Annotated in this window: 31 protein-coding genes; 4 read left to right on the top strand and 27 right to left on the bottom strand. The window is 64.8% G+C overall.

All coding sequences use genetic code 11. The features are described 5' to 3' along the window. Positions 1-3 precede the first annotated feature (3 nt). From ACTOWJ_RS21480 to ACTOWJ_RS21360, 25 genes are all read right to left on the bottom strand, one after another. Positions 4-2,694, bottom strand: coding sequence for a hypothetical protein (locus tag ACTOWJ_RS21480; RefSeq protein ID WP_441336654.1), 2,691 nt, complete (start codon positions 2,692-2,694; stop codon positions 4-6). After that, positions 2,684-2,920, bottom strand: coding sequence for a hypothetical protein (locus tag ACTOWJ_RS21475; RefSeq protein ID WP_441336653.1), 237 nt, complete (start codon positions 2,918-2,920; stop codon positions 2,684-2,686). The genes ACTOWJ_RS21480 and ACTOWJ_RS21475 overlap by 11 nt, the downstream gene beginning before the upstream one ends. Then, entirely contained in the window at positions 2,917-3,339 is a 423-nt protein-coding gene (locus tag ACTOWJ_RS21470; RefSeq protein WP_441336652.1) for a hypothetical protein, read from the bottom strand. The genes ACTOWJ_RS21475 and ACTOWJ_RS21470 overlap by 4 nt, the downstream gene beginning before the upstream one ends. Then, positions 3,333-4,199, bottom strand: a complete 867-nt coding sequence (locus tag ACTOWJ_RS21465; RefSeq protein WP_441336651.1) for a phage BR0599 family protein — start codon at positions 4,197-4,199, stop codon at positions 3,333-3,335. Before ACTOWJ_RS21465 ends, ACTOWJ_RS21470 begins: the two co-directional genes overlap by 7 nt. Beyond that, a complete protein-coding gene (locus ACTOWJ_RS21460; protein WP_441336650.1) occupies positions 4,192-5,388 on the bottom strand; it encodes a hypothetical protein in 1,197 nt (398 codons plus the stop codon). Before ACTOWJ_RS21460 ends, ACTOWJ_RS21465 begins: the two co-directional genes overlap by 8 nt. Then, the gene (locus ACTOWJ_RS21455) at positions 5,385-8,888 is read right to left on the bottom strand and encodes a phage tail length tape measure family protein (RefSeq protein WP_441336649.1); all 3,504 of its coding nucleotides are present in this window, start codon (positions 8,886-8,888) and stop codon (positions 5,385-5,387) included. The genes ACTOWJ_RS21460 and ACTOWJ_RS21455 overlap by 4 nt, the downstream gene beginning before the upstream one ends. 32 nt (positions 8,889-8,920) lie before the next feature. Further along, on the bottom strand, positions 8,921-9,055 hold the full coding sequence (locus ACTOWJ_RS21450; RefSeq protein ID WP_441336648.1) for a hypothetical protein: 135 nt from the start codon (positions 9,053-9,055) through the stop codon (positions 8,921-8,923). Further along, complete coding sequence (locus tag ACTOWJ_RS21445; RefSeq protein WP_441336647.1) at positions 9,055-9,558, bottom strand: DUF6631 family protein; 504 nt, start codon at positions 9,556-9,558, stop codon at positions 9,055-9,057. The genes ACTOWJ_RS21450 and ACTOWJ_RS21445 overlap by 1 nt, the downstream gene beginning before the upstream one ends. Positions 9,559-9,569: 11 nt before the next feature. Next, positions 9,570-10,334 (bottom strand): hypothetical protein, encoded by a 765-nt coding sequence (locus ACTOWJ_RS21440; RefSeq protein WP_441336646.1) that lies wholly within the window; start codon positions 10,332-10,334, stop codon positions 9,570-9,572. Further along, on the bottom strand, positions 10,331-10,504 hold the full coding sequence (locus ACTOWJ_RS21435) for a DUF7210 family protein (RefSeq protein WP_441336645.1): 174 nt from the start codon (positions 10,502-10,504) through the stop codon (positions 10,331-10,333). The genes ACTOWJ_RS21440 and ACTOWJ_RS21435 overlap by 4 nt, the downstream gene beginning before the upstream one ends. Then, entirely contained in the window at positions 10,501-10,965 is a 465-nt protein-coding gene (locus tag ACTOWJ_RS21430) for a phage tail terminator protein (protein ID WP_441336644.1), read from the bottom strand. The genes ACTOWJ_RS21435 and ACTOWJ_RS21430 overlap by 4 nt, the downstream gene beginning before the upstream one ends. Further along, entirely contained in the window at positions 10,962-11,489 is a 528-nt protein-coding gene (locus ACTOWJ_RS21425) for a gp436 family protein (protein WP_441336643.1), read from the bottom strand. Before ACTOWJ_RS21425 ends, ACTOWJ_RS21430 begins: the two co-directional genes overlap by 4 nt. Before the next feature lie 4 nt (positions 11,490-11,493). Beyond that, positions 11,494-12,006: a hypothetical protein gene (locus ACTOWJ_RS21420; RefSeq protein ID WP_441336642.1), complete on the bottom strand. Its 513-nt coding sequence runs from the start codon at positions 12,004-12,006 to the stop codon at positions 11,494-11,496. 111 nt (positions 12,007-12,117) lie between these two features. Continuing rightward, a complete protein-coding gene (locus tag ACTOWJ_RS21415) occupies positions 12,118-13,074 on the bottom strand; it encodes a major capsid protein (protein WP_441336641.1) in 957 nt (318 codons plus the stop codon). A gap of 51 nt (positions 13,075-13,125) precedes the next feature. After that, positions 13,126-13,458, bottom strand: coding sequence for a capsid cement protein (locus tag ACTOWJ_RS21410; protein WP_441336640.1), 333 nt, complete (start codon positions 13,456-13,458; stop codon positions 13,126-13,128). A gap of 39 nt (positions 13,459-13,497) precedes the next feature. Continuing rightward, the gene (locus tag ACTOWJ_RS21405; RefSeq protein WP_441336639.1) at positions 13,498-14,652 is read right to left on the bottom strand and encodes a hypothetical protein; all 1,155 of its coding nucleotides are present in this window, start codon (positions 14,650-14,652) and stop codon (positions 13,498-13,500) included. A gap of 224 nt (positions 14,653-14,876) precedes the next feature. Beyond that, positions 14,877-15,326 (bottom strand): phage virion morphogenesis protein, encoded by a 450-nt coding sequence (locus tag ACTOWJ_RS21400; RefSeq protein ID WP_441336638.1) that lies wholly within the window; start codon positions 15,324-15,326, stop codon positions 14,877-14,879. Further along, positions 15,326-16,564, bottom strand: coding sequence for a phage head morphogenesis protein (locus tag ACTOWJ_RS21395; protein ID WP_441336637.1), 1,239 nt, complete (start codon positions 16,562-16,564; stop codon positions 15,326-15,328). Before ACTOWJ_RS21395 ends, ACTOWJ_RS21400 begins: the two co-directional genes overlap by 1 nt. Before the next feature lie 3 nt (positions 16,565-16,567). After that, positions 16,568-18,055, bottom strand: coding sequence for a DUF935 domain-containing protein (locus ACTOWJ_RS21390; protein WP_441336636.1), 1,488 nt, complete (start codon positions 18,053-18,055; stop codon positions 16,568-16,570). Continuing rightward, complete coding sequence (gene terL, locus ACTOWJ_RS21385; RefSeq protein ID WP_441336635.1) at positions 18,052-19,509, bottom strand: phage terminase large subunit; 1,458 nt, start codon at positions 19,507-19,509, stop codon at positions 18,052-18,054. The genes ACTOWJ_RS21390 and terL overlap by 4 nt, the downstream gene beginning before the upstream one ends. Beyond that, positions 19,506-20,048, bottom strand: coding sequence for a DUF3486 family protein (locus tag ACTOWJ_RS21380; protein WP_441336634.1), 543 nt, complete (start codon positions 20,046-20,048; stop codon positions 19,506-19,508). Before ACTOWJ_RS21380 ends, terL begins: the two co-directional genes overlap by 4 nt. A 9-nt stretch (positions 20,049-20,057) precedes the next feature. Beyond that, positions 20,058-20,369 (bottom strand): hypothetical protein, encoded by a 312-nt coding sequence (locus ACTOWJ_RS21375; protein WP_441336633.1) that lies wholly within the window; start codon positions 20,367-20,369, stop codon positions 20,058-20,060. Then, a complete protein-coding gene (locus ACTOWJ_RS21370; RefSeq protein ID WP_441336632.1) occupies positions 20,366-20,674 on the bottom strand; it encodes a hypothetical protein in 309 nt (102 codons plus the stop codon). The genes ACTOWJ_RS21375 and ACTOWJ_RS21370 overlap by 4 nt, the downstream gene beginning before the upstream one ends. 261 nt (positions 20,675-20,935) lie before the next feature. Further along, a complete protein-coding gene (locus ACTOWJ_RS21365; RefSeq protein WP_441336631.1) occupies positions 20,936-21,340 on the bottom strand; it encodes a hypothetical protein in 405 nt (134 codons plus the stop codon). Beyond that, positions 21,337-22,035 (bottom strand): hypothetical protein, encoded by a 699-nt coding sequence (locus ACTOWJ_RS21360; RefSeq protein WP_441336630.1) that lies wholly within the window; start codon positions 22,033-22,035, stop codon positions 21,337-21,339. The genes ACTOWJ_RS21365 and ACTOWJ_RS21360 overlap by 4 nt, the downstream gene beginning before the upstream one ends. A 211-nt stretch (positions 22,036-22,246) precedes the next feature. On the opposite strand from ACTOWJ_RS21360, the gene ACTOWJ_RS21355 reads away from it, so the two are divergent. Then, a complete protein-coding gene (locus ACTOWJ_RS21355) occupies positions 22,247-22,471 on the top strand; it encodes an Acb2/Tad1 domain-containing protein (RefSeq protein WP_441336629.1) in 225 nt (74 codons plus the stop codon). Between the two features lie 100 nt (positions 22,472-22,571). Here the strand turns inward: ACTOWJ_RS21355 and ACTOWJ_RS21350 are convergent, their stop codons facing one another. Next, positions 22,572-23,096 (bottom strand): hypothetical protein, encoded by a 525-nt coding sequence (locus ACTOWJ_RS21350; protein WP_441336628.1) that lies wholly within the window; start codon positions 23,094-23,096, stop codon positions 22,572-22,574. Between the two features lie 35 nt (positions 23,097-23,131). Then, positions 23,132-23,632 (bottom strand): helix-turn-helix domain-containing protein, encoded by a 501-nt coding sequence (locus ACTOWJ_RS21345; RefSeq protein WP_441336627.1) that lies wholly within the window; start codon positions 23,630-23,632, stop codon positions 23,132-23,134. A 310-nt stretch (positions 23,633-23,942) separates the two neighbouring features. Between ACTOWJ_RS21345 and ACTOWJ_RS21340 the strand changes: the two genes are divergently transcribed. From ACTOWJ_RS21340 to ACTOWJ_RS21330, 3 genes are read left to right on the top strand one after another with little or no spacing between them, the layout of a single operon-like run. Then, the gene (locus ACTOWJ_RS21340) at positions 23,943-24,410 is read left to right on the top strand and encodes a hypothetical protein (RefSeq protein ID WP_441336626.1); all 468 of its coding nucleotides are present in this window, start codon (positions 23,943-23,945) and stop codon (positions 24,408-24,410) included. Beyond that, positions 24,407-24,706, top strand: coding sequence for a helix-turn-helix domain-containing protein (locus ACTOWJ_RS21335; RefSeq protein WP_441336625.1), 300 nt, complete (start codon positions 24,407-24,409; stop codon positions 24,704-24,706). Before ACTOWJ_RS21340 ends, ACTOWJ_RS21335 begins: the two co-directional genes overlap by 4 nt. Positions 24,707-24,720: 14 nt before the next feature. Next, positions 24,721-25,650 (top strand): hypothetical protein, encoded by a 930-nt coding sequence (locus ACTOWJ_RS21330; protein WP_441336624.1) that lies wholly within the window; start codon positions 24,721-24,723, stop codon positions 25,648-25,650. Positions 25,651-25,712: the final 62 nt, after the last annotated feature.

Below are 25,712 nucleotides of genomic sequence, written 5' to 3'. Positions count from 1 at the left end.
CGCTTACTCCAGGGAAATCGGCTCGCCGCCTTCAAGGGTGATCAGAACGCCGTCTTCGGTCTCCAGGAACTGAGCCGGCGCCGGGGTGTAGTAGAACGTTCGCGTCTGCGCCTGCCAGCTGGCGAGCCCGTCACGCGAGGACTCGATCTCAACGCGCACGAATCCCGACCCCGTCGGTGTGTAGGCCTGCGAGGTGCCACCGACCGCGAGATGGGTCTGGACCAGCACATCGTCCAAGTACCAGCGCAGCGTGTACGTGGTGCCGGCCTCGGGGCCGACCGATCCGAACTCGTTGTCGAACAGTTGGTCCGCCTGCAGCAGACGATCGCGGTGCGCCCATTCAACCAGCACCTCGCCCGATAGCGCCGCGGGGGCGGCATCGCCGTTGATTCGCACCCGCGCCGGCGGGTACGGCCGCGCCTGGCGGCCGCGCATCTCCACCACGAGTTCGCTGGCCAGCGCGATCGGCAGGCGCTGCGATGCCGTGTTCGTCAGCAGCTTTGCGTTGACGGTCTCGCCGTCGACGTACTCGGTGTTGTCGGCGAACGCATCGGCGTCATAGAACCAGACCCGATCGCCGGCATCGTGCTCATGCGGCACGGTGTCGCCGCACGCACGGCCGAACGTGATGGTGCCTGCGCCGACGTCGAGGGCATCGACGCGCACCAGCTCGTCGCCCCACAGCGCGGCCGAGCCGATCGCTACCTCCGTCAGACCACGCGCCGCCGTCAGGGTGAACGACCGTTCCAACAAGTCAGCGCCCTCCACGACGACCGCGTTGGGGCACCACTCACCCGTGCCCTGGTCGGCATACTCACCGCCCGCCGGTCGCGTCCACAACGCGTAATCGCGGCTCTGGGAAGGGTCCGCGGCGACGGTGGCCACGAACCCGGCGTCGGCCTGCAGGGCGTTCAGATCGGCGGCGCTCAGTCGCCCCGCCAGTTCGACGTAGGGCACCTCGAACGCGGCCTGCAGCAACACCGGCTTGGGAACCTGCGGCGGCGTGGTGGTCTCGCCCGGCTCCTGCACGACGTAGCTCGTCGACGGCATGCCGAAGGTGTCCTGCACCAGGTTCAACGAGATCGCGCCGCTGCGTAGCGTGCCGTTTTGCTTCTCGTTGATCACGCACACCATGCTGGCGATGCCGCGCTTGGGCAGCTTGGCATGGACGCGGGTTCCTTTACGCCAGGCGTAGGCGACTCGCGTCACTTTCAGGTCGAACTTGCGGGTCGGGGTCGTGTAGATATCGACGTCGCGCTGCCCAAGCCGAACCGCAAGATCGTTGATCGGGACGTCGGGATAGGCATTGGTCTTGGTGATCTCGGTGCCGACGGCTTGGATAGCGCCCAGCGACTGCACCGGCGCCGTGACGCAATCCTCGCGCAGCTCCGGATCGAAGTACTTCACCACCACGCTGTTGGCCGCTTCGTCCAGGATCGACGGCTCCTCGGCGAATTCCAGCACGTCGTCGTCGGTCAGCACCGGGAGCGCATCGATGTCGTAGTCGGCCCGCAGCAGATCCAGGTGGTACTCGCCCGTCGCGTCGTCGGGACCGAAGTTGCCGCCGATGGTGTTGCAGATGCGCTGCTGGAATTCCTCAACGCTGGTCGTGTTGGGGTCGTACTCGGCGCACAAGCCGAACCCCTCGGCGTACAGGATGTCCGCCGCGGCGCGCAGGCTGGCGTCGTTGATCGTGGCGACCGGCTGCCCGTCCATGTTGGGGTGGACGTGGCTGTCGTACAGGATGTGCGCGGGGTTGATGCCGCGCAGGCCAGTGGGGTTGGTAAACCGCAGGTCGAAGTAGAAGAAGTTGACGCCCGGCGGCGGATTGGCCATGTCCTCGCCGGCGACGACGATCGAATTCGGCCCGACCACGAACGCGCTGCCGGGGATCGTGGCCTGGAATGCGTGATTGGTGTCGTCGTAGTCGTGCAGCACCTGCACGCCGTTGACCCAGACCGTGATGCCGTTGTCCACGTAGGCATCGAACAGGAAGAACGGCGGCACGCTCTGCAGCACCATCGTCGTGCGCAGCCACACCTTCTTGCGCTCGGGCACGATGGTGGCCGGCTGCGGGTCGAACCCGTAGTCGCCGGGGTTGGCGCCAGGCGTGCCTGGATTGAACAGCAGTTCGTCGCCGAACGGTGCCGGCCCGACGGCCCAGCCGCTGTCATCCAGCGACGGGCTGGAATAGTCCGTCGGATCGACGACGTCGACGACGCGATACTTCCAGTCCGGCTTGCTCGCCCCAATGCTTCCCATGCCGATCGTGGCGCGCTCGGGATACCAGGGCGTGTTGTCGAGCCAACCCGAAAGGATCCGTCGAAACTTGAACGCCGCGGGCTTCGGGTACGGGTTGAAGGCACCGTAGCGGCCGCCCTTGAACACCACATTGACCTCGCCGCGAGTCGCGGACTGTTTCGGCCCGATGTTCGCGAGGAGGTAGGCGTTGGGTTGTTGGTCGGCTTCGCCGAACAGGATGTCGGCGTAGCCCTGGATGCCGCCCTCGCGCTCTTCGCCGCCCCAGAGATTCGGGGCGTCGATGTAGATGGTTCCGCTGGACGTCAGCTCGCCTTCCCAGGCGTTGCGATCGCCGCCGCGGAACGCCAGGAATGCGTCCATCGCCTGAGTCAACGTGAACTGCAGCAGCAGCTTGTAGTGGTGGCCGACGACGGCCTTCTTGCTACTGCCCATCGCCGGCCTCCTCGACCTGGCGGGCGTGTGCGACCAGGGCCGCGGCCATCGCGTCGCCGGTCGCCAGCAACCGCTCGGCGTCGATCCCGTCTTTGGCGAATTCGCGCCAGGTCAAGTCGTAGCGCTGGAACCATTCCCGCGACTTAGACACGCAGAAACCCGGCTTCTCGTTGAAGCCGCGCACGCCGCGCAGGTGATGCAACCGGACGATCAAGCGCTCGGTCATTTCTTGCCGCCCTTCTTGCGGATCTTGTCCGTGCCCATTTGCTTGCACGCCGCGATGAAGCTGTCGTCCATCCAACAGGTGCCGTAGTGCCGCCGAAGAAACGTGCCGTCCTGGGTGACCGGCGCCTTGAATTGCTGGGCTTCCGGCGGCTTGGGCTTGGGCGCCATCGCGTAAGAAACCAGCGCGGCCACGACCATGATGATGAGCTGCACCCACCAGACGATGGCCTTCTGCGGCTCGTCCGGCGGCGCTGGGTGGACCATCTTGTCGAGGCACAGCAGGACGAACAACAGCGCGAACGCCGCCGCCACGACCAAGTTCGCAATCCGGCCGCCGCGGGTGTCCATCCACCAGTAGCGCGATCGCCACGACCACACGTAGTACAGCCGGCGCCAGCCGGTGCGCGGCGGGGTCACCATAGCGGCATCCCGTTCATTGGATTCTGCTGCGGCTTGTAGACCTTGCCGCCGTAGTTGATCGTATTGCCGCGCGCCTCACAGCCCGACCAGTTGCGCGGGCAACCGACTGCGGCATAGACCTCCAGACCGCTGACGAGATCGAGCGCGCCGTATTGAACGGTGATCGTGTCGCCGGTGTGCGACATGATGCTGCGCGTCTCGGTGGTGCCATCGGCCCGGACCCAGCGCAGGAAGCCGCCCTGCAGCGGCAGCGTCGCATCGGCGAACACGCTGGAGCGCAGCACCACGCCGACGGCGCTGGTGAGCAGCCCCGTCACGGCATAGGTGTCGGGATTGAGGTTGCAGCCGTCCAGGCCGGTCGAGTACAGCGTTTTCCAGCAGTTGCGCTGCATGCGCGGCCCCTGGCCATTGACGCGGCCGCGTGGGCTGTCCTGGCCCAGCACCAGCTCCATCTGGGTGTCGCTGAGGAAGCGCGGCTGCACGACGCGACCCGACCACCGCTCGGACAGCTCAAGGTCCGGATCGTTGGGGTATACGGACGCGCAAACCACCAAAACCGGGCCGCCCGGCGGATACGGATGCCACCAGTCGCCGAGTGCTTGTGTGGGCGGGTATTCGCTGTCCAGCAGGAACGGATTGCGCAGGTACGGAAACCGCAGGCGGATCTGGTTTTGCTTACGCTCGCTGGTCTGGTTGATCCCGGTGCGCTCGATGCTTGGCGCGGCAATGTAGGTGTTGCCGGCGATGACCAGGTCGCGGCTGCCGGTGCAGAAGCGCTGCAGCACGGTTCCCCGAGCGAGCGTGAACAGGTGAGCCTTCGCGACCGGGTTGAACCGCAGCAGTTCGAATGGATTAAACATCGGGCAGCACCGCCTTCCAGCCGAGCGTGCTGGTCGCGACGCCATCGGCGTCGGTCTTGTGCTCGATGTCGATCTCGTCGCTGGCCAGCGTGCTCAGTGCCATGATCGAAACGACCCGGACGTGTTCGGGCGCGATCGATTCGCCGAGCGCGCTGTCGAGCGTCAGCACTTCCTGCTCGCCCGCTTCGGCCGCATCGAGCACACGGCGGAAATAGCGCGTCCCATCGTTCAGTTCGATGCACAGGTCGCGGCGGTTCGGCTTTTGCCGTCCCGAAAAGGTGTAGGCAGACCAATCCACGACCAGGCTGACGCTGTCGCTGGCCAACGGCGCCACCAGGCGCAGATCCGGCGCCCAGCTCGGAAGCCAGACCGGAGTGGAACGTCCACGCAGCAAGTACAACAGCGATCGGAACCAGGTGTGCTCGGGCCGGCCGAACAGCGCCCAGTACGTTCGGCGCGTGTTGAAGCTCAACCCCGCCAGATCGAACTCCAGGAAGAGGCCGGTACCGTTGTCGGCGGTGTCGATGAGCCGATCATGGGCGCTGCGCGGATCTTCGCTCTCGTCCGGCCGGCGATCGAGCACGGCATGGCCGCGGTACACAGGCAAGCCTTCCAGCGCGGGCCAGGCGCAGGGCTCGGCGATCGTGAAGCCTAGGCTACGGCGACCGACATCGTCGGACAGCGAGATCTCCTCGGCGCCCTGGTCGACGTAGGAACGGCGTAACGGGTACAGGTGGTCGCCGCGGCGCCACGACCCGGTGACGCCCTGATCCAGCGCGAGATAGTCAGCACCGATCTCGGCGATCGTCACCACCTCGAACTCGTTCACCGCGCGCCAGATCAGCGCGCGGCCGCCGACGCGAAAGTCGAAGCCAGCGGTGTCGCATCCCACCACATCGGTTCCACCCACCAGCGGGGCGCGCACCGCCTGTACGTCCGGCCAGATTGGCAACTGCCAGGCGCCGCTGTGCCCCGCCAGGAGCATGTCCGCAGCGCGGCGCTCGCGGCCCGCCGCCAGCACTTCGAACGAAAGTCGGCGCCGCGGGGTGTCCGCGATCGCGCGGTGGTAGGTGGCCCCGGTCTGGGGCGCCTGGTCGACGAGCGTGCCGAACGCGATCGACTCGCGAACCGGCGCAGTCCAGTCCGGCGTGATCGGCCAGATCGGCGTGGTTCCGGCGATAAAACTCATCCTTCCCACTCCCCGCGGATCTTCGTGCCGTTGCTACCCACGAACGCGACGACCACCTTCTCGAACTTCTCGGACTTGGCGATCTCCTGGGCGAGCTGGTCGCGATCGAACACGGGAATGAACTTGTAACGATCTCCCGAAGAAGCCATTGGCGGACCGCCGGCAGTGACCAGGCCGCCATCAGCGAAGGCGTACTTCGGCGTTGGGCGCTGAATCGGAGTCATGGTTTTCAGCGCGGGCCATGTGCCGGCGTTGATGGCATCCAGGGTTCCCACGCCGTACCGACGAACCGACGCGGCACGCACGACATATTCGTCGTTCGACAAGTTGGCGGTGATGCTGTCGCTGGTACTGGTTCCAGGGCCACGGACTCGGCCACCGCCTGCGAAACTGCCGCCGAAGTAACTCAGCCCGAGCTTGACTAACGACATCCAGCCACCGCCACCGCCACCGCCGTCTGCCGCGCCACCACCGCCCGCCGCGCCGGAAATCGCGAGCTGCGAGGCAGCGGCGGCGAGTGCGGCCGCAGCCGCCTGCAATGGGATCGCGCTGCTGCCCAGAGCCAGTGCGGCGGAACTGATCGGCGCGGCATAAGCCACGCCCGCGGCCGCGGCCTGGGCGGGATCGGGACTCTGCAGACCCGGCACGTTGCTCTTGCCACGGTTGAGCAACGAGAGCAGTTTGCCCTGTGCCATCTGCGCCAATTGGGCGGTGGCGAATTGCGCAAGACCTCGGGCCATATCCGTGAGGAAGCCGCTGACCGCCTCGCTCAAACTCGCGGTGCCCGCTACCAGCTTGTCGAGTGCCGAAGACGCAGCACCCTGGAAAGTCGTACCGATCGTTTGCGCGAGCAGGTCCGTCTGCAGCTGCATGTTCTGGAACTCGGCGCGCATCTGGCGCACGTTTTCCAGCGCGGCAGGATCGCCCAACTTCTGCGCGAGCGTCTCGGCTTGGGGCAGCAATTGCCCCATGACCACGCCCTTCTCCCGATACAGATCCACAATGCGCTGCTGCGCGTCGTACTCGGTGATCAGACCCGCCTGCTGCTCGGCCTGGACGCGCTGCTGTTCGCGGGTGATCTCACCCAGCACGCGCTGCCACGACCGTTCCAGTTCGTCCAGATCGGCCTTGGTGCGGGTCAGATCGATCAGCTTGCCGACGTTGGCCGCGCGGGGGTCATTCAGCTCCCGCAGCTTGGTCTGCAGCAGCGTCAGCTCCTGGGTGGCCTTGGCCACTTCCGCCGCGCCAGTCTGCCCCTGCATCTGCAGCAGCCGTACGTTAACGTCCTTGAGTTCTTTCTCCGCTTCCGTGCGCTTGCGCGCGACATCGAGCAACTGCGCCTGTTCGGCCAGGTCCTGCTTGAGCGATCCCGGCGAATTCTTGAACTTGCCGTCGGAGATCTCGTAGCGGATGCGCTCGGCTTCGGCGACCCGTTTCTCGCCGTCTTCCAACTCGCCAAGCAAAGCCACCTGCCGCTTCAGATCCTCCAGCTCCTGCTTGGCTTGGCGATCGGGATCTTTCGGTGTCGCAGCCTTCCGGGGCGTCCGTTCCTTGTACTTGTCCTCGATGCCTTTGGCGACCTTGTCGTAGGCGCCGCCGGAGACACGGCCGTCGGCGGAGAACTCAACGTCTTTGAGCAGCGGTTCGGTTCGGAACTCGCGAGCGGCCCCATTACGCAGGTCGACGAACTTCTTGCGCAGTTCGTTCAGTTCCTTCTGCTTTGCGATTTCCTTGTCGTATGTCGTCAGATCTCCACGGATTGCGGCCTGGGCCTTGATGCCGCCCTCGATGATTCGATTGGTGTACGCAACCGTTGTGGCCTGATCGTCTGCAACCTTCTTCTGCCCCTGCATCACAGCCAACTGTTCGCGGAGCATGCGCGTGCGCGCATTGTCTGGAAGGACGCCACCGTTCGCGAACTTTTGAAGATCCAGGTCGGCCTGGGCCAGCTTGATGCGACCTTCGATATCGTCTCGGCCTACAAGCTTGATCGCTTCCCAGGTGCCGAGGATCGACTCTTTGACCTTGACCCAGGCGCGCTCCAGGGCGCCAGCCTTCGCGCGCATTTCCTCGACACGCTCCGACGTCGCCTTGGCCAAGGAATCGGTAGCCAACTTCGCGGCGTCCTGCACTCGGCCTTGTTCCTCCAGCGATCGGACGTTCTCGAACACCTCGGCCGTCAAAAAGTGATACTGCTCGTTGAGTTCGAGCAGCGCAGCCGTGGGCGACTTGGCCAGTTCCTGGACCTTGCCGACCGTTTCGTCGATGCTGCGGCCCGTCAACTGCGCCAGGTTGACCGCCGCCGTGGCGGCGCTGTCCAGTGAATCGCCGGTCGCGCGGCCTCCGCTCACCAGCAGCTGCAACGCCTTCTCGGCGTTGCTGTACTGCGCGCCGGCCGCACCGATCTCGTCGGCCATGTTCGCGAGTTCGCCGGACGTCTTACCGACCGCGTTCCCGGTGGAGATCAGCGCCGCGTCGAACGACCGAATCTCCATGTAACTCGACGTCGCGGCCGCACCGAATCCCACAACGACGGCGAGCGTCGCCGCGATAGCCGCGCCCAGGCCGGTAAACAGCGTGCCGGCGATGCCGGCGCTGTTCCCGATTTGCAGGAGCTGGCTTCCGGCGAGCTGCCACTGCCCGGTCACACCCGCACCGACCAGTTGGGCCAGATTGCGCTGGGTCTCTGCAGATTGCAGGTTCACCGATCGCATGTTCTTGTCGAGATCCTGCAGCGCCTTGATTCGCGCGCGCTCGCCGGCCACGTTGCCGATCGCGCGGTTGTACTGCTCGCGGCTGATACGGCCCGAATCGACCGCAGCTTTGAGGCGGGTTTCGTCGCGCGCCAGGCGCGCAAGTCCGTCGCTCACCGGGTCGTAACGCCGCATCAGTGCCCCCAACTGCGCGTCTTCCTTCTGCTGGGTGGCGATCAGCTGCTTATGCTGCTTGTCCAACTGGACGAGGATGTCGGCCTGTTCCTCGGCCGTCACCAGCCCCGCGGCCATCGCGCGATCGAGACGGCGTTCGGTATCGGCCAAGTCATCGAGCGATCGGGCACCGCCTTCCGCGCGGGCGGAAAGATCGGCGATCGAGCGAATCTGTGCAGTGACCTGCGCTTGCTGCGCATACGCGGCCTGGGTCGCGGCACGAAGTTGGTTGGCCTGCTCTGCGCTTGCCGCCGCTCCGGCGCGCGTTGCGCGCGCCGCCTGCTGCTGCGTGGCGATCTGCTGGTTGACGGCGCGCTGGTGATCGAGCGATGCCCGCACCATCTCGCGGATACGGCTCGCGGCCTCGTCGGCGCTCTCAGCGGTTTGCGCCAGGCCGGTGCTGGCCTGGCGTGCGGAGGCCGCGGTTTTCGACAGGTCAGCGGTGCCGACCTTCTTCAGCGCATCCCCGGTCTTGCCCGCGGTCTTGCCCAGTCGGTCGATGTCGCCGTCGAACGCTCGCACCTGGTCGGCGGCCGTCTTCATATCGACGGAGACTCGCAGGGCAAGATTCATGTTGGGAGCGGCGGAACCAGACGACACGGGGTTTACTCCTGGCCCGCGTTCAAGTCAGCGAGCAGCGATTTGGCGTGCTTTTCTCCGGCGAAGCCGGCGTTCACGTCCACGATTCGGGCGGCGCGCAGGCGGCGGGATCTGCGCTCGGCTTCGCGGAAGAACAGCATCAGCTGGCGGAAGGTGAGGCATCCGAGTTCCGCAGGGCTGCGTCCGTAGCCGGCGCCGATGAGGGTGTCGTAGATGCGGGTCCACCGGACGGGCCTGCCGGTCGATTGGCGACCAGGCGGCGCATCACCCATCGGGTAAAAAAACCGGAGTTCGCCAACCACCAGTTCACCGCGACCAGCTCTCCGTCGGCGTCGGTGAGCGCGTTGAGCGTCTCGACCGAAACGTTCGCCGATCGCGCGATGAGCTGAATTACCAGCTCGCCGTGGGCGTCGATCAGATCCGCGATCTCGGCGAACGTCGGCGCCCGGCCAGGCTCGGCGTACATCGCGTACAAGTCCATGAGGAACGGCTTGGCCATCGCACGCACCAGCAGGCCCTCGGCGAACCCATATTCGCGCAGGACGAACGTTTGGTCGGCGATCACGACTTCGCGGTCGGGGTGGAGGATCTCCAGCTCCGTCTCGGCGGCGCCCTTCTTGGGCGCCGCCGACGTCTTGGGCATTTTCCTCGCCATCAGGTCGCCGCCTTCTCTTGCATGCGGCCCAGGCCACCCAGAATCGGGTCGATGTTGGCCTGCGGATCGAACAGCAGCGCCGCGCTCGACTGCAGGCTGCCGTACTCGGCATGGATCAGCCCGATCTCCTGGAACGGCTCGAACTGCGCCCGGTAGAAGTCGAACATCACCGGCTCGTTGGTCTCGGTATTGATGCCGTCGAAGATCAGGTAGCGTTCCGGCGGGCGGGTCTTGAAGAACGCTAGGCTCGTCGCCGCGGCATAGGTGTACGCGGCTTTGAACGGCTGAATCAGCGTGCCCGGATTGAGCAGTTCGATGACCCGGTCGGAATGGCCGACGAGGCGGTAGTTCGCGGGGGGCACGACGGCCGGCGTGGTCGGTGTGCTATCCGTCAGCACCAGAGCGGACGCGAACGGCCGATCGAGCACGACCTTGTCGCCGGCGATCAGGCCGGTCGGCAGCACTTCGGAAGTGACCGAACCCGAAGCGATCGAGACTGTCGTCGACCAGACACCCAGCGCCCAGTTCTCCGTGGACCATTCGTCCATCGTGATGTTGAGCGTGCCGGTCTTGGCGGTGTACATCTTGCCGTACTGCTGGCGCTGACCGGAGAAGCTCTCGGTCTTGGGCGTGCTTTCCGTGGCCAATGACAGGGTGGCTTCGGGCACGTTGCCGAGCCAGGTGGTTTTGCCCGGCTTGCCGTTAGGCAGGCGCTCGGCCGACATCAGATAACCCTGCAGCGAAAACAAGGTGGGTGTGCTCACTTGGTGCTCTCCTTCGCCGCCTGCGGTGCGACGATCTTTTGCGCGATCAACCAGTCACGTTCCGGCTCGGTGACCTTGATCGGGGTGCCGATGGCGTGCTCGACATCCGCGTGGGTGTGGACCTTGGCGAGGATGACCTCGACCAGGTTCTGGCTTTTCTCGTTGCTCACGGATTGCTCCCGATGAAGTGTTGGGTGATGAAGGTGTCCAGCCACAGGCCGTTGGCGGCGTCGTAATCCAGCAGCCGGCCCTCCTGCCACTGAATGGGCCGCGCCCCGGACAGCTCCGGTACGTAGCCCATGACGGCTGCGCGCGTGGCGCCGAGCAGCTGCACGAACTCGCTGCTCAACTGGCCGCCCTGTTGCTCGCGGTAGTTGCGCGCGGCGATCACAACGCCGAAAGTCACGACCGCGAGCTGGCGAACTTTGATGACCTGGCCGCGCACCGCGGCGCCGATCGGCTGCGGATCGCCACGCTCGCTGGCCAGCAAGACGTAGGCGCACGGCGCCGGGAAGTCCGCGATCGAGCGAACGGCGCCCAAATCACCCGCCAAACCGACGCTGCGCAACGCCGGCACCAAGTCGCGCAGGCGTTCCGCGATGCCGCCGACATCGAACGGCGCCGCGCTCACGTTCCGTAGTCCCGCAGCGTGTGCATCGTGAACTCGCGTTCCGGTGCGCATATCTCAGGACTGCCGGCGCTGGCCGGCGGAAGCGGATCTTCGCCGCCCAGGCTGAACTTGCCCTCGGCGGTCAGTTGCAGGAACTGCAGCGCCTGCTTGTAGTCGCGCACGATCGGATCGTCCTTTTCCTCCGTGCGGCGGTCTTGGTGCAGCAGGTAGCGCGCGATCCAGCGAGCCCACAACGTCACCAGCTCCGGCACCGGGTCGAGCGGGACCGTGTACGGCCGCGGCTTGCGAGTGCGCAGATAGCCGTCGATGGTGCTGTCGGCGTCGCGCAACCGGCGCGTGATGGTGCGCAGGCACTCGTCAGCGATCGCGATCTCGGCCGCCGACCAGGCTGAGCGATCGGTGCCGCGCAGCGTGGCTTCCATGAGTTCGTCCGCGATCACGCGTACGCGCTCGGGCGTGGTGACCTGCGCCAGCTCGCGAGCGAGCCGCGCATCAGCCAATTGGACGGGGGTTGCGTAGGTCACGGCGCTACTTGCCTTTCCCCGACCGGCCCGATTTCTTCTGCTCCGACGGCACCACGGCAGGCGGGGCAACCGCCGGCTCGGTCTGTTCGGCGCCCGCGTCGATCGGCGCAGCCAGCGCCTTGAGAAGCTGATCCGTCGCCTGCGTGGTTTCCGGGTCGGTCTCGCCGTAGACGATGTCGTACCGCACCGGGGCCGGTTCGAACTGACCCAGCAGTTCGTCGACTTGGTTACGATGGAACAGCAACTGCTCCGGGGACATCGTCTGCGCGAGCGCGAACGCCATTTCCACGGCGGTCGGCACCGGTTCATTGACGCCGAACGTGCTTAGTGCCGAGTGGGCCGCCGAGGCGGCATCCGGCATCATGGCCAGATCGCTGGCGATGAGGCCGAGTTGCTGCAGTTCCCTGCATTCCTCGGCGTCGGGATGGATCGGATCGCCGCCCGGCTTGACGATCACACCGCGAAACTTGAACGGGCTCAGGACCGCGTAGCCGCGCTCCTCGCTGGACTGGGACATTGAAGTACTCCACAGATGGGAACGCGGTTCGCCGCGAGCCGGAACTGCGCCGCCGATCCAGCCAACGCTGGATCGGCGGCATGGGTCACCGCGTGTGCGGTGAAGAGGCTGTTACGCGGCCGCCTTGCCGGCGTCTTTGATCAGGTAGCCAGCGGTCATACCGCTGTTGACCGGCGTGTTGTCGTAGTTGCAGCCGTAAACCCACGACTGGGTCGAGTTGTCCCAGTAGGGCTTGCGCACCAGCGGGTGGCCCTTGATCACGTAGGTGTAGCCGTAGCTCGGTTTCGCGGTGTTGCGACGACCGTTGCTCGCGGCCGGCGCCACGTAGGCGACGATCACGTCGTCGCCCCACACATCACCGAAGTCGTCGTTCTGGCCCGTGGCGACGACGGCCTCGCCGACCACCACGGTCTTGACGTTCCACAGCTTGGCCAGCAGTTCGACGGTCACGCTGTCGCGGCCGGTGTACTTCAACCGCTCGATGATGCTGGGGTTGGTTTCGCACGCGGCGAACGCCGTGGCCGACAGCAGCACCGTGTTCGGACGAACGCCGATGGATTCGCGGATGGCGTTTTTCGCCACGCTGATGTCCTTCGTCGGATCGCTGGTCGGCGAAGTCCAGCGACTGGCGCCGGGCAGCGTGACCTTGTGCTCGGCGTCGTAGTTGTTGGTGTCGCGTGCGAGGGTCGCGCAGTTGACCTCGTGCTCCAGGTGCAGCGAATCGAACACGACATCGACCGAGTCGCTGGCCAGATCCAAGCCTGGCACCTGGGCCGCGTCGTTCTGATGTTCGATCGGCACCTGCGCTTCCAATGCGCTGGGAACGATCGCGTACTTCTTGCCTTCGTAGCCGAGCGTGATGCGCTTGGTGGCCGAACCCGGCGCACGGCGCGAGTTGTACAGGCGGAACGCCGCCTTATCGAATTCCAGCACTTGGCCGCCGTAAGCGGCGACCGGCGCGAGCGGGAAAAGGTAGGCGCCGACGTTACCGGGGCGCTCGTAACCGCGGGCGTGCTCCGACAGAATCGGATCGACCACGCGGACCTGTGCAGTCGTCTGCTGAGACATGGGTTCAACCTTGAGGTGGTGTGATGCGGTGGGTGGTTAAGAGCCGACTGATCAGTTCGCGATCAGCAGCACCTCGATGCGGTCGCCATCGGCAAGGGCCGCCTGCAGGGCGCGTGCGACCGTGATGCCGGCGGTCTTGGTGACCGCCTTGCCGGCGGCACCGACCTCGATCGCCGCGCCGTTGGCGATGGCGCCGCCTGCCACCACGACCGTGGTGCCGATGACATCGGCGGCGGTGAGTTCGCCGGCCGCCGCGATGGTGGGGTTCACGCCGATCGCATTACCCGCGGCCGTCGCGACGGCGCCGGTCGCGGAGATGAAGCGCTCGGCCAAGAGCGCCGCGGTGGCGATGATGGAAATGGTCAGGAGGGAGGTCTTTTGCACGGTGCGTCTCCGGCCAAGGGCCGCTAGGAAGGAAAGGGATTAGCCGCCGACGGCCTGCACCGCCGCGAGCCAGCCGGTGCCAGGGTGCTGGGCTTGGTAGGCCTTCGCCCGCGCGTGCAGCTGCAGCTCGCCGGGGTCCACCATCAGACCGTCCGGAGCGGCGAAGGACACCGCGCCCTGCTGACGGGGCTCGGCCGATTTCTCGGCGTAGTCCATCTGCTCGGGGAGTTCGCCGAGGAAGGTGCGCAGCGCATCGGCCGCCGGCTTGGTGACCTGCTGGTCCCCCTCGGCGAAGCTGAGCGAGGTGCCGACGGGCAGCGCCAGCAGCAGCTCGACGATCGGCGCGCGCTGCCGCGGCAGAATGCGCCCGCTGGTGACCAGGCTCTCGGCGAAGGCGACGGCATCGTTGCGACGCGCCGTCTGCTCCCGCTCGTTGATCGCGCGCTCGCGTTCCTGCAGGGCGGTGGACTGGGTTTCGATCTGCTGCTCGCGCGCAGCGATCTCGGCAGTCTTGTCGGGTTGGGACATAGTGGTGGACTCCAGCGTGAGGCCGCCCTCGGGAGCGGCGTAGTAGGGATCGGCGATGTCACCGGCTTCGCGGCGCGTGATTTCGCCCATCTCGCGGATCTGCCATTGCGGAATGATCAGATCGGTCTTCTCGATTCCGAGCGTGTCGATCAGGTGGTCGCGCAAACGCTGGAAGAGATCGGTCAGGGTGTAGCCCAGGCGGCCCCACGGCGCGGAAAACTCCAGCGCGCCGTCGCCCTCGGCGAACTGCGCGGACTTAAGCCCCTTCACTGCAGGAGGCTGAGCGCCCAGGAAACCGATATGACGCAGATAATGCTTTCCGGGCTTCGGGTTGCCGGGCGAACTCGGCAGATAGATCGAAGCGCTGATCTTCTTCATGCGGCCGGCGTTGACCAGCTGCGCGAACTCCGCGTCGACTTGGTGCGGTTCGGCGTACAGCATGCCGTTCTGCGCTTTCAGCGCTTTCGCCCAACCGTAGGCGGGCGCGTCCAACTTCGGATGACCCGCGACCAGCGGCGCTTCCGACAAAGCGGGATCGTAGCTTTCTGCGATCTCCGCGATCGCGGCTTCGCTGAAGGTATGCGTCGTGCCGTCGACAGCAGTGTGTGTGCCGGCCTTGAAGATCTCCAGGCCGGTGGCGTTGTCGGTGTTGGAAGGCGTCGTCATGACGTGCATCCTCCGCATCGCGAAGGCGCAGGTCATTTGCCCCAGTTCAAAACTTTTCGGGCCTCGCGCGCGCGAGATCGTCGGTGTTACGCGATAGGGTATGGCGACACCGCATCAGAACGCGGCACGCTCGCTCGCAATCGCGTGTCTGACACTCGTGCATGGCCATCGTCGTACGGTGACCGCACTGAGGGGGGCTCTTGCGCTTGCAGCGCGGGAAAAATTTATCGGCCGAACGCAGCCATGACGTGATCTTTCACGATCAGCGGGATCTCTTCGTGGTCCGCCTTGGACAATCCCAGCCACGGACGGGCCGGGATCGGATCGCGACCGAACTGATGCGTCGCGCCATAGATCGCATTCGTGCCGACGTACAAGGTCGATCCGATCACCTGGTATGAGAACTGATCACCCAGCATGTGGAAATCGAACTTGAGGATCGGAACACCAGGCCGCTTGTGTTGCTTCCTGGCCTTGTAGGGCGGCGAGAGCGTTTCCCACAGCTTGCCGTTCGGATCGCGCTGTGTAGCGGCACGTTCCCGCGTGGAGCGCAGCAGATACTCACCGATGTCTTTGAACAACAGGGTGCGCCCCTTGTCGCCCAGTGTTCCGGTGAGCGCCTGCATCGCGCGATCGACGTCTCTGCGATCGAACTCGATTCGTGCGCCGGCCATCAGTCGAGTTCCCCATCGACGATCGACAGGCGACCGGCGATTACGTCCGCCTGCAACGCTGGCAAGTCCACCGCGCCGGCAGTGACGAAGCGATTGGCGCCGGCTTCCGACACAGCGATCGACACAACTGCGCGGCCGCGCCCTCGGGCGGCGTTCGTCGCGACGAGATACAGCAGCCGGCCCGCGACCTGATCGAAGAAGATGGCGAGCGGGCTGCGCAACATCGCCGGCAACCGCGCGAGATCCGCTGCGCCAAACGCGGGCGTAGCACGCCAGCCCACCAAGTCGCTATCGCGTACCTCGATCGCCGCTGTGATGGATTTGGAGTAGGAACCAGCGATTCGTTGAGCGACGCCGGGATGGACTGCCCCTGCGATGTAGCGCTCGCCATTCGCCTTTCGGGCCTTACGCACCTGGCGCTGCCAGTCCGCGTAACCGTCATCCAGGGCTTTGGTCAGGCGCGGCCGATCCAGTACCACCTGCGCGTTCGCCGCGGCCGGCGCCGCGCTGAGGCGTTCGGTCTTGGCGAGCGCTGTCTGAACGGCTGGCGCGGCACCGCCACGACCTGGTGCGTATCCGAATCCCGGGTCGATACCGAGAGGCGTTTGCACCGCACGTGGGCCGCCGGGACTGCGCTGCCCCACGATGACCGTTTGCATTTCGATCGGCGGCGCCTGGTCGGGTCCGTTTTTGCCCAGCCGTTTCAGGTCGCGTTCGTTCAGCGCTTCGATATAGCACTGGCAACCCCAGCCATTCATCGGGGAATGGGTCTGCCAGAACGGATGATCGAAGCGCAGCACCAGTCCATCCCAGCCCTGATGGATCGGGCGCGGATGTTCAACCGCATCGCTGTGACGGTACCGCCAGAACGGCCGAACGCCCGATAGCTCCAGCAGTTGTTGCCGGCGGCCGGCGTGGTAACTCTGCCGCAGGTTGGTCTCGTAGATGACCCGGGTGCGCCAGTTCCGGCCGCCGTTGTACGTCCATCCGTAGCGATCGACGATCGTGTCGAAATCCTTGCGGAACTCTTCCAAGGTGGCGCCGCCATCGACAACCTTCTGCAGCGCCTGCTGGAAGTCCGCGACCAGATCGACGCGGTTGGCTCCCGCCACCATGAAGGCGCCATCGTGCGCGGACTCCCACACATCGAGATAGCTGGTGGTGGGCACCAGCTTCTTCGCACGGAAGAACGCGATCTGTTCGGCGAATGGCAGTGAGCCGTAGGCGACGGTGGCCATCGATCACTCCGATCCAGAGGTGGACTGCTGGACTTGGTAGCGCCCGGCCAGTTCCGCGGCGACCGAAGCCTCCCGCATCACCGCGGCGTACTCCTCCAGATCGAGTTGCTCGGCCATGCGATCGAGCGCGGCGCGCGCTTCTTCGATCGACGTCGCGCGCTGCAGTGCGACCCGAATCTGCTCGATCCAGCCTTCGATCATCGGCTGCAGCGCGGGTTCCAGCTGCGCGGCCATTCGTGCGGCGGGATCGGCCGTGGCCGAATCCTCCGCGAAGCTGGCCGGCGGTGTCGCCTCCGGCGACAGCGCATCGACTACCGCGGGTTGCGGCGCGGGCTTTTCTTCCCACTCGCCGCCATACGTGTCCTGTACATAGGCCAGTGTCGGCTTGAACCCCATGCCGAAGATCGCAGTGTCCCGATCGGCACGGCTCTTCAGATCCTCGGGCGCTTCCGTCACGCGGTACACGCGCGGCACCGCGGCACCGGGGAAGTTGCGCTCGGTCAGCCAACGCGCCGGACCGGTGTTGAAGCTCTCGCAGATCAGATCCGCATCGGCCTTCACGATATCCGCGCGCACGTCCGCCTGCAGGTCTTCGTTGCCGAGCTTGCCGGGCGTGCCCTGCGAACTGGCCGTTTGGCCCAGGATGACCTTGGCGATGGTCGCATTCATGGTGTCGTGCAGCGTCTTGTAGTCGGCCGTGCCGCTACGCGCCGCCTCCAGCAGATCCAACTCCATGCCCTTCGGGATGATTACGCCGCTGTCCACGGTGATGGCGCGGGTCGCCTGCAGCAGACGCGCACGCTCGGTATCGCTCGCGGTCGGATCGTACTTTCCCACGCCGGTGGGCATGCCGAACTTCTCCAGGAAGATCAGCCAGAACTTGATCCCGTTCCGCTTGAACAGCACGGGCCAATAGAGCCAGTGGGCCAGGCCCAGGCCGTACGGTTCATCATCGTGGTCGGCGCCCGTGGCGAAATGCCAGAAGTACGGTGCAGCGGCGGGGATACCTTCGAGCATGGAGTTCAACGTCATCAGACGCAGATCGCCCATCTTCCCGAAGCGGAATCGGCGACGGTTGCGGACCTTGATCCGGTCGATCACGACGCGGTCGCCTTCGGGCTTGTAGATGATCTCGGCCACGGCGTAGCCGTAGAAGACGCCGGCCAACATCTTGGTGGTGATGTTGTCCCAGTTCAGGCGCTTGAGCTGCTTGCGCAGATCGTCGGCTGCAGCGATATCAATCTTACGTTTGCCGCCGGGCTCGACGATCCATTCGCATTGTGTGACTGCCAGTTCGCGCTGGTTGAGCGCGCCCTTCACGTCGGGATCGGAGTAGATCTGCTCGTACAAGCTGAGATCACCACCACCGCGCGCGTTGAGCAGGCTGTCGCTGGAGACCATCAGCGGGCCCGTGTAGCCGCGGGTGATGTCGATGCCGTCAGCGGTGGTCGCGATCTCGCGGTTGGTCTCGATCTGTTTGGTATCGCTCATACATAGCCCTCAAAGTCATTTCCGCCCGCGACGGTGCCGAAGCCGGTATCGGTGAGTTCCGCCGCCAGCGCCTGATGACCGAGGCCGCCGCGGCTACCGGCGGAGGCAAACTCAAGCGGGATGCGTGGATTCCCCACCATCTGGTTGTAAGCACCGGAGAACGCGTCGACCTGGTCGTCGTGGCCGCCCTTCGGGAAGCTCTCCAACTCGTCCAGGAACGCGGCGTTCCACGCGCCTTTTACGATGCGGAAACGACCGTGTTCCGCCTGGGCAGACGCGGGGCTCGCCCGGGTTTCCTTGTCCCCTTGCGGCGGCACGGCGAAGACCGAAAATTCTTGGAGCAGGGTCAGATACGTGGCCGCTTCGAACTTGCCGGCCGCGGCGGGATCTTGTTCGATGCCGACGGCGACCCCACGGCCATCCGACTCCGCCGTGGCGCGGATGCGCTTGGCGACCTGGCCAGGCGTGCCGCGGAATCGCTCGACATGCTCGATGTAAAAGTAGCCGTCGCCGGGATCGGACAACCGCACGCCGGCCGTCCAGTCGGGATCGGGGTTGGACTCGCTCGGCAGCGTCGCCGCGCGGTCCCAGTAGCGAATTCGCCGGGCCTCGGCGGGCGCATGGTCGACGGTGGTGAAGTAGCTGCGCTTGAAATAGTCGCCCGCAGCCGCCTTTACCTTCCAGTTGCCGCGCAACAGCCGCTCTCGCTCGACCGTGGGCAGCGACATCAGATTCGCCACATACCCCGGATCGGCCTGCAGGCCAATCTTGTTGTCGGTGAACGAAGAAGCGATGAAGGTCAGGCTCTTGGCCGGAATGTCCGGGAAACGCTCGGCCAGTTCCTCGGCGGTGTCCGCCCAATGCAGCAGATTGCCGACGCGGACGAACCACCGCAGCACACCGGACCGTTCTGGGATCGCGTAGCCCGTCTCGGGATCGATCCACCACGCGATCAGTTCGGCGACGAAGCTGTCGGGGTCCGGGTTGCAGGTCGCCCGCACGTACGGACGCACGCCCGAAGTCGATCGGTTTCGGCTGATCAAGTACCAAAACTGACCTGCGGTGAAGTGCGTGAGTTCGTCGAAGCCCAACAGCGCGATCTGCGAACCCTGCCAGTCGAGCTTGTTCTTCTCATGCTCCAGGTGCGCAAACGACAACGCGGCGCCCGATGGCCACGTCCACGTCAGCGTGGACAGGTTCGGCTTGGCGTCCATCTGCGGGTACACGCCGCTGGCGGTATCCCACAGAGCGCCCTCGTTGGTGATCTGCTTGGTCGTTCGACGGAAGATGACGGCGCCGAACTTCGGGTTGTCCGAATGCCGCGCGCCTTCGAGCAGCAAGGCGAACGTCTTGCCGCCGTACGCCGCGCCGCCGTAGATGGCGATGTCCGCCGAACTGGCGAGGAATGCTTCCTGGGGGCCAGGCTGTGGACGCAGAACCGGCGCGCTGCTCATCGTTTGTTGTCGGGCAGATAGATGCGAATGCGCCCCTGCACTTCCGCCAGGGTGCCTTCGTCGAATCCTTCCTTCTTCATCGCGGCCAGGGCCGCTTCCAACTGCTTGCGGATCTCGTTGGCCCACTTGTGCCGAGCCACACTCGCCCGCGTCAGGGTCGCAATGTTCTTCGCCGCCTTGCCGAGAATCTCGACCCGCTTAGCAGGGTTGGATTCGTCCTCGGCATCCTGCATGGCGAGCAACCCTTCGAAGATCTGGGTCTGCACCAGGCTGATGATGGCGTTGCTGCGATCGTCCGCGTCGTCGGGGGCCGCTTCGCTAATCATCCGCGCTGCGTCGGTGCTGGCTTTGATGGCCCGCAAGCGGCGTTCCAGCTTCTGGCCATAAACGCCCACGGCGGATTTACCGATCTCATAGCCGCGGTCGGTCAGCCATTCAGCCAGTTCGTTGTAGTTGCTGAAGCCATTGGCGATGAGGCGCTGTTTCAGCTCATCGCGCAACGCCTCGGGCAGTTGGTCCACCTTGCTGCGAGGGGGCATGGCGGCACCTCACCAGTACTTCTGCGGGCGGGCGATGCCCGGCTCGCAGTCGATGGTGTACTCCGCAATATCGGTGCCCTTGGAGGTCAGATCCGCCGCCCAGGTTCCACTGGGTCGCTTGTCCAGATCCACCAGATCGCGATCGCTGAGATAGTCCAGGTGCTGCCGCACCTCCAGGCCAGTCGCGTCCTGGTATACCGCCTGCAGGGTCGCCACCAGAACACTCTCGACCGTTCCGTAGGGCCGGGCGTGGTTCAACGCCAGCAAAATCAGCCAGCGCATGTACTCGCGGCGAATGCGTTCTTGATCGATCTTGGTCACCGCTGTGCTCCCTGAATCTGTACGAGCTTCACTTCGCTGCTGATGGCGTCCAATTTCGATTCGATGACCGTTTGGCCCCGGATGTAGTCCTCACGACGGACGAACTTCTCCGCAATCTCGGCTTTGAATCGCAGCAGCTCCCTTTCCTGATCGCGCCAGCCGGCCGCGTCTTCGGACAGCACCATCAGGCGCTCCGTAAAACGGCGGTCGAATTCAGCGAGCAGCATTCGACCCAAGGCCATAAAGGCGGTGATCACCGTGATCGCCAGCGTCAGCAGGTGCCACAGCTCGAAGGTCACCTTCATGGTCTGGGCTCTCCGTCGCCGTCGCTGCGATTGTTGAGATTGACGGCTGCGCTTCCGAGCCGGCCAGCGGTGGCCCGATCGTCGTTTGCCTTGTCGCGCAAGGCTCTCCAGTCATCGATCCACAGCAGCCCATCCTCCGCACACACGGCAAGATGGCCAATCGAGTTTCGGCAGTTGCGGGGCGGCGGCGCGGGCATGGGCAACGGGTCGGTAAGCGCGGCGGGCAGTTCGGCGTAAACCGATACCGGCACCTCGATTACTTCAGTTCGCACCAGCGGCGTCGACGCCGAACAGCCGATCAGCGACAGAGTCGCAAACAGGCAGCTCGCGAAGCGGGCGGCAATCGTCATGGTCGGTAACCTGTTTCCGGAGGACGGCCGTGCGCTTCTTCGCAGCGGCGTCGATGGTGGTGTGGCGAACACCGCGGCTGGCCAGTTCCTTCTCGCCGGCCAGGCGCACCTGGTCGCGGACGGCGCGCTCGCGGGTTAAGACCCCCGTGACCGCGTGCAAGCTGTCGGTTTGCAGCTGTGCGACCAAGGAGCCGGCCGTGGACTGAAGCCGCAGCTCGCGAATTTCGTCCGCCAGGGAGGCGCGGCCCGCGAACACACCGCCGGCGAACACGACAATGGCGGCTGCAATCAGCGGCGACACGGTGAAGTTCGTCACGGCTGCACGGCCTTTGCGCGCCGCCGCATGTTCCAGAACGCATAGCCCGACGCCAGGACGCTGATCAGTACCAGCGCGCCCACCGCCACCCGCATCCATGCCGGCATCGCCGAAGTGGACTGAGTCACGGTGCTGACGGCCTGCACCGCCGGCAATATTTGCTGGATGCCTTCCACGACTGCCGCCGTTCCGCCGGCAGTCAACGCGGTTGCGGTTGCGACTGCAGCCGGCGACCCGATCGCAGGCGTGGCCACGGACTTGACGACACCCGCTAGGCGAAGGCCTTCGTCGATCACGTCGGACGGATAGGTCTGCCCTGCATTCTCATGCTTGATGATCGCCTCGACCAGAGGTCGCAGGTAGCGGAATTCGTGCGTATCGATCGTGGTGAATCGATCCACGCCGACCGCGCGCGCCACCGCTACGGCGTAGGCGTTGGTGTCGTTCTCGACCGGCGGAGCCCACCGATTGATCAGCGCCGTGATCGTGCGCAGGCCATGCTTGTCCTGGTAGTTGATGAGCAGAATGGCGAGCGCTCGAATGCCCCAAGCCGGGGCCTGGAACACTTCGAACCGCGTTTCGGCGGCCTGCTCGGGAGACATCCGGGCGCGCGGCATCCGCCCTTGCCATTGATTGGACGGGCTGCGATCGATGTTTCCGGGATTATTGTTGCGAATACCGCGAGGCGTGGACATACCGGCTCCGAAGATGGGAGACCGGCGGCGGCTGACGAGGGTGTAGATCCGCCGCCGGTCGATGCGCGGGCAGCGCATGAACGGGACGGATCTAGTCTGCTTAGCGGCGGGGCAAGAGTCTTTTGCCCTAGTTCCAAAGACTCCCACGCGCGCGCGTGGCAACCTGCGACTTCCCGCGACGATGAGCGCGATCACAAGTGGAAGAGAGGGGATGGAAAATCAACATCGGCAGATCACGGGATACCGCGAACTCAGCCAGAGTGAAATTGCTCTGATGAACGAGGTGAAGCAAGAAGGCGAGCGCCTACGCGCGTTGCTCGATCGACTGCGAAAGGAAGACGCGATCGATAAACGATGGATTTCGATTTCCGAAACCCATCTTCAGCAAGGGATGATGGCTGCCGTACGGGCGATCGCGAAGCCGACGACGTTCTAGCTTCGATCCCAGCGCTTGATCTTTGGCGTGACCGCAGCAAAGCCTATGAAGCGAAGGCTGCGGTCTTACCCAGCGATCTATCGCCGTGGCCGCTCTACGCTTAGCCGATCGATTGGGTTGGGCAAACTGCTTTGATCTTCGGCATTAGCTCAATCAGTCCGGCAACTTCGAAGTGTGCGGTAACCGTGCTCATTGCCGGTGATCTCACATTCAACACAAGGCTCCTTCGCTTCAGAAGCTCGGCCAAAAACTCATGCGCCGGCGTCGCCTCAGCAAATCCCTCATAACCCCTCCAGGGCTGTGCGGTGCGGCCGGTGTCTGCATCAAAGCGATAGTTGACCAGGAATGGAATTTCACTCCCCGGCGTCAGATTGTCGTTAGCGACGACGACTGCGAGCGCACCAGAAGAGCAATTCACCAGGAGCTTAGAGTCACCTTCAGTCGATGTGGTTTGAAGCGTGACCGTACGAGCGTCGGTAACCTCGTCTCGTCGATCGATGACAGACCAGCGTTCCGCATTTGCCGCGGTCCTTGCCACTTCGCTTTTGTCGGCCTGCGCGGAGCAGGCTGCCAGATGTGTTGCCATGAGTGCAGGCACCATCAGCAATAAAGTACTGCGGATCATCAGTCCCTCGACTTATAGATAGAGTCGGTTTGCGCTTACTTCTTTACCTGCCGCGCAGCAGCTACGCCTTTAACGCGCGCCGGTTGAGCAGGAGCTATTTGATTGCTTTTGGCCGCTGCGAAGCGACTGGCCATCTGTCGCAGCACTGCTTGGTCCTCTGGCGAACAACAACGGTAATCCTTAAGAAGCTGATGCTCGGCTTCGTTCGCTTCTCGCGTTGTGCGCAGCTGCTCGAAGATCGCGACCTGGTTGGCGCTTACTTCGGACTCGGTGCCACCGATCGACACAGCCAGTTGCGTTGATGCCTGTACGTCGCCGAGAGCTTGCCGGAGAGCCGGTGTCTGCCCAGTAAGTATGTAGGCGATATCGGCCCCTGCCGCCGCGATGCCCTCGAAATATGCGGCATCTGGCTTCCTTCCGCCCTGCTCGTACTTGATCTGCGCCAGTTTCTTCACGCCGCCAAGCGCCCCAAACGCTTCTTGGCTGTAGCCAAGGCGTTTTCGTTCCGCTTTCAGGCGCTCTCCAGGGGTGTTCATTCGAATACCAATCCCTCTTGACAAGTATGCAAACGCATACCATGCTTGTGTTCAGCCGGCAGTAACCACCGAGCGACACAACCGGAACAAGAGGATACCCCCAAATGAATCTCTACCAACCGGGCTTACCCCTTCTTACGAAGGTGAAGGCTGGTTTTGTTCTCCAAGAAACCACGCTCACTCGTTGGTGCCGAGAAAACGGAACTCACGTATCAAACGCGCGGAACGCGCTGATCGGCACTTGGAACGGTCCGAAAGGGCGAGCTCTACGTCGCCAGATTGTTACGGCTGCTCGCCTCCCGGAGGCGAAATGAAATCCGCTGCCCGGGCCACCGCCGATCTTGTCGCTCTGGTCGATGTCGAGGCCAAGTTACGCGATGTCGAGGCCAAGCTACGCGTCGCTGTCGCCGCGAGATCCGCGGCGCACTTGGCCGTGCTCGACGCACGCAAAGAAGAAGGGGAAGACAGCTGCGCGCTGGCGCTCGAATGGTCGGGGATTCTCTCCGCGTGCGAGCGTGAGTGCGACCGATTGCAGCGCCTGCAACGTCGAATTGAGGCTGCTGTCGCGCTGGAATGCGAGCCCAGCAAGGCCCTCGTTCTCAAAGTCCGCGCTGCTTTTGTCGCTAGCGGCCGGACATTTACGGGCTGGTGCGAGCAGAACGGCATCCGAGTTACGAACGCACGCCAAGCTCTTCTGGGTTCCTGGGACGGCCCCAAAGGTCAGGCACTGCGTCACCAGATCATCAAGGCCGCCGGCGCCAAGGTCGTGCGGCCATGAGCCAGCAGCCGATCCGCCGCGCGCTGCGCCTGCTCCTTCTTCTGCAAGGGCACTCATTCGACGGACTGCGGTTGAAGCAGCTCGCCGAAGCACTCGGCACGACTCCATCCACCGCGCTGCGCGATCTCTTAGTGCTGGCGGAAGAGGGGATCGCAGAACGCATTCCGGGTCGCGATGAGTACTGGCGCCTTTCACCGCGCCTGGTCCAGATCGCGGTTGCGCACCAGGAAGAGGTACGCCGCCTGCAGCAACGAATCGACGAGTTCTCCCAGCGCTACTCGCGCAATCCCAACTGATACGAGGTTCCGACATGCCCGCAAAGAAGTCCGCAGGCCGCAACGCCCTGGTCCCCGCCGAAAAGGTGGGCCCGGAGTTCATCGGCAAGACCCTGCCCGAAACCGCCATCGACGAAGCCAACCTGCGCCAGGAGACCGAGCAGTTGGTTGCCGTGTTCGGCGACGGCCTGCCCTGGCAGCTCGACCATTACGAGGCCGCTATCCGCAACGAAATGCACCGGGGTTGCGAAGCCTTTTTGCGCGCCGGCCGCTACTTGACCGTAGCGCGCGGCTGCGCGAACCACGGTGAATGGGGCGGAATGCTGGAGCGCCTGGGCATCGCGCCGCGCCAGGCACACCGCATGATCGAAGCCGCACGCAGGATCTCGCTGATTCCAAATCGGTCGCGCGCGACCGATTTGATCGAGGCGGCGGGATCGCAATCCAAGCTGATCGAGATGCTGTCCCTCCCAGAAGACCAGTTCATTGAGCTGGCCGAAGAGGGTGAATCCGGCGATTTGAAGCTGGACAAGATCAAGGGCATGACGCGCGACGAGCTGCGCGCCCTGGTTCACGACCAGGGGGAAACGCTCAAGGCAAAAGACGACGTGCTGGCGAAAACCCAGCAGCGACTGGACAAAGCCGAAACCGACAAGGCGAAGGCCCAGCGTCGCTGGCGCGAAGCGCTGCCCGCCGAACAATCGGAAATCTTGCGGAAGGCGGTGCACGACGCGGCCAGCGCGGTCCGCACGGCCATCGCCCCGGAGAGCGACGAGGTCGGCTTGCGCGGCGCAGTGGTGGCGCTGGCCGAGCATGCGGACAAGAACGGTCTGAACGTGGCCGATTTCCTCGGCGGCGTGCTCGCCGACTTGGTCGGCGATCTGCGCATGCTGCGGGACGACGAGTCGGTGTGCGCCACCGTCATCCGCGACCAGAAAGTCGCGGTTTGGTCGGCGGAGGGCTGATGCCATGCGGGCAGCGGGGACAGCCAACGCAGCACTGATCGAGGCAGCGGCGACCGCAATCC

The sequence above is a fragment of the Lysobacter sp. CA199 genome (assembly GCF_052078715.1).
Taxonomy (GTDB): Bacteria; Pseudomonadota; Gammaproteobacteria; order Xanthomonadales; family Xanthomonadaceae; genus Lysobacter.
This window is presented reverse-complemented; position numbering and strand designations above follow the sequence as displayed.